The sequence below is a fragment of the Actinomyces sp. 565 genome (genome assembly GCF_010365615.1).
Taxonomy (GTDB): domain Bacteria; phylum Actinomycetota; class Actinomycetes; order Actinomycetales; family Actinomycetaceae; genus Actinomyces.
Genome location: NZ_PIZD01000006.1, coordinates 1 through 8,958, shown reverse-complemented (window position 1 = coordinate 8,958; position 8,958 = coordinate 1). Strand labels below are relative to the sequence as shown.

Below are 8,958 nucleotides of genomic sequence, written 5' to 3'. Positions count from 1 at the left end.
AAATGTGCGAGCCGTCGGCCTGGAAGTACGAACTGTCAGGTGAAGGTACGCACCCACAGTTCCCCGCCCCACCGTAGTGGGCACCGCGGGTGCTAGGTGCGGGATCAATTCGCCCGGGATCCGGCAACGTATGGCCAGACAACCACCACGTGCAGGGCCCCGGCCTCCAACGCTGGAGGCCGGGGCCCGGACTTACGCGCAACTGGCGCTGTCGCTCAGCGGCGGATGCCGAGGCGGGCGATCAGCTTGCGGTAGCGCGTGATGTCCTCACGCTCGAGGTAGTCCAGCAGGCGGCGGCGCTTACCGATCAGCAGGTACAGGCCGCGGCGCGAGTGGTGGTCGTGCGCGTGGGACTTGAAGTGCTCGGTCAGGTTGGAGATCCGCTCGGACAGAATGGCGACCTGGACCTCCGGGGAGCCGGTGTCGCCCTCGTGGGTGGCGTACTCGGCAATGAGCTCCTGCTTGCGCTCGGGGGAAATCGACACGATGACTCCTGATTCTCGTTGCGCGGAGCGCCGGGGCTGGTTCTCCCGGGCTTGACACATCCGCGGCCGATCGACGGCTGGGCAACACTATCAGCCGATATGGCCCGGGTTCTCCCCGTGGCCGGTGGCATCGGGCACATGTTTCAGCCCGTCGGCGGCGCGCGGCTGCTACGCTGCTGTTACTCAGCTCACTCGCACCACCTATCGCCTCCGGCTTCCCTTCCAGTGTTCATCCCCCCTCAGTCTTCCCCAATCCGTCTTCACCAAGGAGTCCCAATGTCCCGCCCTGAGCCCCCTGCATCAGCGTCCCCGCGTAAGCGGCTACTCACCCTCGCCTGCCTGCTGACCGCCGGGCTCACGGCGCTCGCATCCTTCACCATCACCGGATGCGGTTCCCGGCAGTCCGCGCCGAGCTCAACCAACTCCGCGGTCCCGGTGTGCGCCCGCACGCTGTCCGGCACCCAGACCGTCGAGGTCGCCTTCGACGGCGAGACGTACCCGGTGCGGGTGCACGTGCCCGAGGGCGCCGATGCCACCACGCCGGCGGCGCTGGTACTCGATCTTCACGGCTCGAATTCCAATGGCACTGCCCAGGCAGGGATCAGCGGCCTGGACGCCGTAGCCGACGCCGACGCGGAGGGCTTCGTCGTCGCCGAGCCCACCGCCGCTATCGCCCTGGACACCGACGATCCGCTGCCTGACGGGAACTGGGCGTGGAACGTGCCCGGAGTGCCGACCACGGCGGGCGAGTACCCCGCCGACGATGCCCGGGATGACATCGCCTTCCTGACGGCGGTCATCGACACCCTGACCGAGCAGGCGTGTGTGGACCCCACCCGCGTGTACGCCACCGGGTACTCCGGCGGTGGTCGTATGGCCAGCGCCCTCGCCTGCGAGCGCCCCGACCTGATCGCAGCGATCGCGCCCGTGGCAGGGCTACGCGCCGGCAGGGCCGCCGCCGGTGACGTGGCCTCACTCGATCCCTCGACCTGCACCCCGGCGCAGCCGGTATCCGTGCTGACGTTCCACGGCACCGACGACGTGGTCAACCCCTACGACGGCAACGACGACCCGCGCTGGGGGTACGGCGTGGAGGCGGCCGTGAGCGCCTGGGCGCAGCTGGACGGCTGCAGCGCCGAAGCGACCACCGAGCAGGTGAGCGACCACGTGTCCCTGACCCGCTACGGCTCCTGCGAGGGCGGCACCGAGGTGGAGCTGTACACGGTGGATGCCGGCGGTCACACCTGGCCGGGCACCAGCGCCGACCTGTCCGCCCTGGGCACAGTCACTCAGGAGATCAACGCCTCGCAGCTGATGTGGGAGTTCTTCTCCGCCCACCCGCGGCAGTGACCCCCCGCACGGAACGGCATACATAGCCGGGTGTCCCCGCCCTGAGGACGTCACCGGGCGGTGACGTCCTCAGGGCGGATGGGCTCGGGCACGGGCACGTTCAGCACCGCGGCGGTGTCGACCACGTCCTGACGCATCTGCACCAGCAGCGGCTCCAGGCCGTCGAAGGCGAGCATGGGGCGCAGCCGCTCCACCAGCTCGATCACCACGACCTCCCCATACAGGTTCAGATCCGCGCGCCCCAGGACATGCGCCTCCACGGTACGGTCGGGCACGTCGTCGAAGGTCGGATTGGTCCCGATCGAGATCGCGGCGGGCAGGCGCTCCTCCCCCGCGCCGCCGGCCACCCCAGCCTGTGGGGAGCGCACCAGCCAGCCCGCATAGACGCCGTCGGGCGGGACCACGCCGGCAGTGGCGGCGTCCAGGTTCGCGGTGGGGAAGCCGAGTTCGCGGCCACGGCGGTGCCCGTGGATAACCGTGCCGCGCAGCCGGTGGACGTGGCCGAGGACCTCGGCCGCACCGCGCATGTCGCCGTCCTCCAGCAGTTCACGCACCCAGGTGGAGGACCAGCGGCGGCCGCTGGAGGCGACGACGTCGGCGACGATCTCCACGTCAATGCCATCGGCGTGCCCGATCCGGCGCAGGGTGGCGGCATCGCCGCTATTGCCGCGTCCGAAGCGCACGTCGTCACCTACCACAATCGCACGCGCCCCGAGCACGCCCTCAAGCCAGTCGCGCACGAACTCCTCCGGCCCCTGGTCGGCGAAGTCGAGGGTGTAGTGGACCACGAGCACCGCGTCCAAACCGGTGTCCGCCAGGGACTCCAGCCGGTCTGCCAGCGAGGTGATCATGGGCAGCCGCGCCTCGGGGCGGTGCACCGCCACCGGGTGCGGGTCGAAGGTCAGTGCGATCGCGCGTGGCCGGCGTCCGTCGGGGGCAGCCGCATGGTGGGCGCGCTCAACAACCCGGGCGAGGATCGCTTGGTGGCCGCGGTGCACGCCGTCGAACACACCGACGGTGACGACGCTGCCGGGACCTGATGAATCCCTCAGGGCTGCGGGCACCTGCTCGGCGCCGTACCAGATCTTCACGGTGCGCCGCCTCAATCCGCGTCGCCGAGTTGCCACGGAATGTGGGCGATCGTGGTCTGGCTCAAAGGTGCCTCCTGGTTTGAAGGTGTCCGGGCGGGCTCGGGGCTACCCAATCAGTTCGGCAGTACGAGCACGGGGCGGGTGTCCCCTCCCTTGTGGGTCAACAGTGCCACGAGCCCGCCCGCAGGGTCGAACCCGGCGGCCACGCCCGGCGCGGCGGCCTTGGGGACAACCGGATGCTCCGGGGCCTGTGCCCGGTCTAGCACCGCGGCGGGCAGGCGCTGACCGTAGCGCAGTGCACGTGCCTCGGCCTCGTCCAGGTCCACGGCGGGAAAGCAGCGGCGGGCCACGGCGGCCAGAGGCAGCACGGGCAGGGCCTGCCCGGCGGCGACCACGGCGGACAGGGAGGCGATGGTGGCGGCATCGTCGACTGTGAAGGGGCCTGCCCCGGTGCGGCGCAGGGAGGTCAGGTGGGCCCCGCAGCCCAGGGCGGCACCGAGGTCACGAGCCAGGGCGCGCACGTAGGTGCCCGAGGAGCAGTGCACCCTCAGGTCGAGGTCAACCAGGGCGGTGCCGTCAGCGGCAGTGGAGGGGCGTATCTCGCCTACTCGTGTCAGGGCGTGAATAGTCACCGGACGTGCCGGCAGGGCAACGTCCTCACCGCCGCGCACGCGCGCGTAGGAGCGCACGCCGTCGATCTTGATGGCGGAGACCGCGGAGGGCACCTGCATGATCTCGCCGGTCAGGGAGGCCAGGGCGGTGTCGATCCGTGCGGTCAGGTCGGGGCCCGGCTGGCAGCCGGCGGAGGATGTGAGCTCGCCGTCGGCATCCTCCGTGAGCGTGGTCTGGCCCAGGCGGGCCGTGGCCAAGTAGTTCTTGTCCGCGCCCACCAGGTAGGTCAAGAACCGGGTGGCGCGGCCGATGCCGAGCAGCAGTACCCCGGTAGCCATGGGGTCCAGGGTGCCGGCGTGGCCTACCTTGCGGGTAGCCGCCATGCGTCTGGTCATGGCTACGACGTCGTGACTGGTCACGCCGGCAGGCTTGTCCACAATCAGCAGGCCATCCGGGGAGGTGACGGAGCCGCGGGGAACGTCGATGCGGCGTCCGGCGGGTTGACCAGTGGTCACGCCCCGGTCTCCTCCTCGTCGACGTCGGCCTCGTACGGCTCGTAGTCATCGTCGTCTACGGCCTCGTAGTCGTCCTCGTCCTCGTCCTCGTCGTCGTGGCGGTAGGGGTCGGCGTCGCCGGCGTAGCTGGCCCCCGCGTAAGTGCGCGCTATCTCCTCGTCCCGGGCACGCGCCTGTGCCAGGGCGTCCTCAATGGCCTGCGCCTGGGTGGGCAGGGAGTCCAGCTGGAAGGTGATCGACGGGGTTAGCCGGATGCCGAGTGCCCGGCCGACTTCCGAGCGGATCAAGCCGGTGGCAGAGCGCAGCGCGGCGGCGGTGTCCTGGCGCTCCTCATCGGTTCCGTAGACGGTGTAGAAGACGGTTGCCTGCTGCAAGTCGCCGGTCACGCGCACGTCCGTGATGGTGATGAAGCCGATGCGGGGGTCCTTGATTCTTCCCTGCAGGAGGCGGGCGACGGTCTCCTGGATGTGGTCGGCGACCTTGCGGACGCGGGCGGCGTCGGCCATTGGGGCTCCTTGCGAATCGAGTACTGCGAGTGTCAGTGGATGAGTGTCAGTGGATGCTAGCGCGGCACGCGGAGGGTGACCGCAGCCGCAACCGGCGGACGGATTATTGTGCACCACCACCCGCGCAATCGCCAGGGGCAGGGCGGCGTCCCTTACCAGCGCCCGTCTCGCCTACACCAGTGCGGGCAGCCCGCCGGTGTTCGGCCCGGGCGGCCTCCCGGCGCGGGTGCCCGCCGCTGACGCGTGTTCATGATGCGCTGCGCGCTAACGTTCATGCCGATAACTCGACTCCTGCGGGTGCCGCTGCCGTGCGATCAGTGCGCGTGCACGCTGCCTTCCGCCGACTATGAAAGCCGCACGTGACTGACTCCACCTCCCCCGCCCCCGAGTCCCGCGCCGTCGGCGCGGCGACGCCCGCTCCGGCGCGAACTGCCGCCGGCACCGGTGATGCCCCGGGTGTGGCCATGGTGCTCTCCTGCTACTTGCTGTGGGGCCTGTTCCCGCTGTACTTCCACCTGCTGCACGCCGCCGGCAGCGTGGAGATCATCGGACACCGCCTGGTATGGACCCTGGTTACCTGCCTGGGGCTCACCGCTGTGCGCCGCTACTGGCCCGCGCTGCGCGCAACCGTGACCACGCCGCGACTCTGCGGCACGCTAGCGGTCAGCGGTCTGCTGGTGTCGGTGAATTGGTTGGTGTACGTCTACGCGGTCAACTCCGGCCGCACCGCGGACGCGGCCCTGGGCTACTTCATCAACCCGCTGGTAACGGTGGTGCTCGCGGCGATATTCCTGGGTGAGCGGCTGCGCCGCGCCCAGGGTATCGCCGTCGGTATTGCGGTGGTGGCCATCATCGTGCTGGTGGTGGCCCAGGGGTCACTGCCGTGGATCTCGCTGTCACTGGCCCTGTCATTCGGCCTGTACGGGCTGGTGAAGAAGCGCGTGGGCGCACAGGTGGATGCGCTCACCGGACTCACGGTGGAGAGCGGCTGCATGACACCGGTAGCGCTGGCCTACTTCGCCTGGCTTTACGCCGGCGGGCACGGGGCGCTTCAGGGGGCGACGGCGTCTACGGGCCTGGCGGTGGGACTGGTACTGGCGGGCCCGGTGACGGCGACGCCGCTGCTGCTGTTCGCCGCGGGCACGCGCCGGGTGCCGCTGTCTATCGTGGGGCTCAGCCAGTACATCACCCCGGTCATGCAGTTCCTGCTTGCCTGGGCCGTGTTCCGCGAAGAGATCTCGCCGGCACGCTGGGTGTCGACGGCGCTCGTGTGGGTGGCTGTGGTCGTATTCGTCACCGACCTGCTGTGGCAGCTGGCGCGTCGGCCGCGCCCGGCCAAGCACTGAGGCTTCGCGGAGGACCGACCGCACCTGGTCCCGACCGATCAGGTCGAAGGCTCCACCGCAGGCCTCGGCGCACTTCACAACGTTCATCCCCCGGCGAATCGTGCCATCCGGGTCATGAGCTCGTCTGGCGGTTCGTACCTTCGCGCGACGATACGTACCTTCCGGTCAACGATTCGTACTCTCCTGCGACGGTACGTACCTGTGAGTGCCGAACCGTCGCAAGAAAGTACGAATCGCCGGTGCAAAGGTACGAACCGTCAACCCCAGCGCATACGGCCCCGGAGGCATGCTTGCCCCGCAGCACACCGGAATCCAACACATGCGCAGAGACAGCCCAGTCACTCTCGCCCGCCCCGGCGCCCGGGCACCAAAAGACGTCGGCGCTGCCGCCCCGAAGGGAGCAGCGGCGCCGACGTCATTTCTGGCGGTCACGGTGTGTCACAGGTGCCGGTTTCGGTGCGCGACGGCGCCACCGGCATCTGCGCGCAATGACAGGTCAGTCGCGGGGCTTCTCGCGCATCTCCCAGGTCTCGATGACATCGCCCTCGGCAATGTCACGGAAGCCGAGGTTGATACCGCATTCGTAGCCCTCACGGACCTCGGTGACATCGTCCTTCTCGCGGCGCAGTGTCTCGACCGTGAGGTCTCCGGCCACCACGACGCCATCGCGCACCAGCCGTGCCTTGGCACCGCGCTTGATGACGCCCGAGCGGACGATCGAGCCAGCGATCGAGCCGAACTTCGAGGAGCGGAAGATCTGCCGGATCTCTGCCGTACCCAGCTCGACCTCCTCATAGATCGGCTTGAGCATGCCCTTCATGGCTGCCTCTACGTCCTCGATGGCGTTGTAGATGACGGTGTAGAACTTCATGTCCACGCCCTCGCGGTCGGCCAACTCGGCAACCCGCACCGCGGGTCGCACGTTGAAGCCGATGATCACGGCGGAGTCCACCGTCGCCAAGTCGACGTCGCTCTGCGTGACCGCTCCTACGCCGCGGTGGATGACCCGCAGGGCCACCTCGTCGCCGACGTCGATCTTGAGCAGCGAGTCCTCCAGCGCCTCGACCGCACCGGAGCTGTCACCCTTGAGGATGAGGTTGAGGGTGTCAACCTTGCCTTCCTTGAGGACATCGGAGAGGTTCTCAAGAGACACGCGCTTACGGCGCTTGGCCAGCTCCGCAGCCCGCCCTGCGGCCTCGCGCCGGTCGGCAATCTGCCTGGCGGTGCGGTCGTCAGGGGCGACGATGAAGGAGTCGCCCGCACTGGGGACACTGGTCAGACCAAGCACCTGGGCCGGCCGGGCCGGGCCGGCCTCCTCCAGCGCATTGCCGTGCTCATCGAACATGGCACGCACGCGCCCGTAGGCGCTGCCGGCGACGATCGGGTCCCCGACGTGGAGCGTGCCGCGCTCCACCAGGACCGTGGCGACGGCGCCGCGACCACGGTCCAGCTTCGCCTCCACGGTGACGCCACGGGCGTCCGTACTCGGGTTGGCGCGCAGGTCCAGCGCCGCATCAGCGGTCAGCAGGACCGCCTCCAGCAGGCCGTCGATGTTGGTGCGCAGCTTGGCTGAGATGTCAACGAACATCGTCTCGCCGCCGTACTCCTCGGGCACCAGACCGTACTCGGTGAGCTGGCCGCGGATCTTCTCCGGGTTGGCGCCCTCCTTGTCGATCTTGTTCACGGCGACCACGATCGGCACACCGGCTGCCTGGGCGTGGTTGAGCGCCTCGACGGTCTGCGGCATGACGCCGTCGTCCGCGGCGACTACCAGGATGGCAATGTCGGTCACCTCGGCACCACGGGCGCGCATGGCGGTGAAGGCCTCGTGACCGGGGGTGTCGATGAACGTAATCGGGCGCGTCTCGTCGCCTAGGTTCACGCGCACCTGGTATGCGCCGATCGACTGGGTGATGCCGCCGGCCTCGCCGGCGACCACGTCCGTGGAGCGGATGGCGTCCAGCAGCTTGGTCTTACCGTGGTCGACGTGACCCATGACGGTGACCACCGGCGGGCGCGGCAGCAGCTCGGCGTCGTCCTCGCCGGCCTCCTCGGCCTCCAGGTCGATGTCGAAGGACTCCAGCAGCTCGCGGTCCTCGTCCTCGGGAGAGACGATCTGCACGTCGTAGCCGAGCTCCGCGCCCAGCAGGGCGAAAGTGTCCTCGTCCAGCGACTGGGTGGCGGTGGCCATCTCACCCAGGTGGAAGAGAACGGTCACCAGCGCCGCCGGGTTGGCGTTGATCTTCTCGGCCAGGTCGGTCAGCGTGGCGCCCTGGCGCACGCGTACCGGGGTGGAGCCGTCGCCGCGGGGGACGACGACGCCGCCGATCGTCGGCGCGCTCTGCTGCTCGAACTCCTGGCGCTTGGCCCGACGCGACTTGCGTCCGCGGGGAGCACCGCCGCCGCGCCCGAAGGCGCCCTGCGTCGAGCCGCGGCCGCCACGGCCTCCACGTGGACCGCCGAAGCCGCCACGCGGGCCGCCACCGCCGGTACCTCCACGGCCTCCAGAACCGGGGCGTCCGCCTCGGCCTCCCTGACCGCCGCGGGCCGGAGCGCCGGGCCGCGCAACTGAGGAGCGGCCGGGCATCATGCCCGGGTTCGGCCGGGGTCCTGCGGAGCCGCCGGGACGCGGCCCCGGGCGCGGACCGCCCTGACCTGAGCGGGCTCCCTGCGGACGCGGACCACCGGAGCCGCCGGGACGCGGCCCCGGGCGCGGACCGCCCTGACCTGGACGGGCTCCCTGCGGACGCGGGCCGCCGGAGCCGCCCGGCCGGGGCATCCCCTGCGAAGTGGCGTAGGGATTGTTTCCCGGACGCGGCGCACCCGGACGCGGCCCCTTGCCGCGACCGCGGCCGCCGGAACCGCCCGGCCGGGGCATGCCCTGCGAAGTGGCGTAGGGATTGTTTCCCGGACGCGGCGCACCCGGACGGGGCCCGGGTGTGGGGGCGGCGGGGCGCGGTCCCGGAGTCGGTGCGGCCGGGCGGGGCTGCTGGTCGGCGCCGGGCGCCTGCGTGGGCGCAGGGGCGGGCGTAGGCCGCGACGGCTTGGGCCCG

At 70.3% G+C, this 8,958-nt stretch carries 7 protein-coding genes; 2 read left to right on the top strand and 5 right to left on the bottom strand.

The annotated features are described in order from the left end of the window. Window positions 1-215: 215 nt before the first annotated feature. A complete protein-coding gene (rpsO, locus tag GZ997_RS01455) occupies window positions 216-485 on the bottom strand; it encodes a 30S ribosomal protein S15 (protein WP_162678573.1) in 270 nt (89 codons plus the stop codon). 276 nt (window positions 486-761) lie between these two features. Here rpsO and GZ997_RS01450 point away from each other — a divergent pair, with 276 nt between their 5' ends. Further along, complete coding sequence (locus GZ997_RS01450; RefSeq protein WP_161924377.1) at window positions 762-1,835, top strand: PHB depolymerase family esterase; 1,074 nt, start codon at window positions 762-764, stop codon at window positions 1,833-1,835. Window positions 1,836-1,885: 50 nt separating this feature from the next. Here the strand turns inward: GZ997_RS01450 and GZ997_RS01445 are convergent, their stop codons facing one another. From GZ997_RS01445 to rbfA, 3 genes are all read right to left on the bottom strand, one after another. Further along, the gene (locus GZ997_RS01445; RefSeq protein WP_162678572.1) at window positions 1,886-2,926 is read right to left on the bottom strand and encodes a bifunctional riboflavin kinase/FAD synthetase; all 1,041 of its coding nucleotides are present in this window, start codon (window positions 2,924-2,926) and stop codon (window positions 1,886-1,888) included. A gap of 113 nt (window positions 2,927-3,039) precedes the next feature. Beyond that, window positions 3,040-4,053, bottom strand: coding sequence for a tRNA pseudouridine(55) synthase TruB (truB, locus tag GZ997_RS01440; RefSeq protein ID WP_162678571.1), 1,014 nt, complete (start codon window positions 4,051-4,053; stop codon window positions 3,040-3,042). Further along, window positions 4,050-4,559, bottom strand: coding sequence for a 30S ribosome-binding factor RbfA (gene rbfA / locus GZ997_RS01435; protein ID WP_162678570.1), 510 nt, complete (start codon window positions 4,557-4,559; stop codon window positions 4,050-4,052). Before rbfA ends, truB begins: the two co-directional genes overlap by 4 nt. A 359-nt stretch (window positions 4,560-4,918) precedes the next feature. On the opposite strand from rbfA, the gene rarD reads away from it, so the two are divergent. Further along, a complete protein-coding gene (gene rarD / locus GZ997_RS01430) occupies window positions 4,919-5,905 on the top strand; it encodes an EamA family transporter RarD (RefSeq protein WP_343212240.1) in 987 nt (328 codons plus the stop codon). 496 nt (window positions 5,906-6,401) lie between these two features. Here the strand turns inward: rarD and infB are convergent, their stop codons facing one another. Then, window positions 6,402-8,783, bottom strand: a complete 2,382-nt coding sequence (gene infB / locus GZ997_RS01425) for a translation initiation factor IF-2 (RefSeq protein ID WP_238994173.1) — start codon at window positions 8,781-8,783, stop codon at window positions 6,402-6,404. Window positions 8,784-8,958 lie beyond the last annotated feature (175 nt).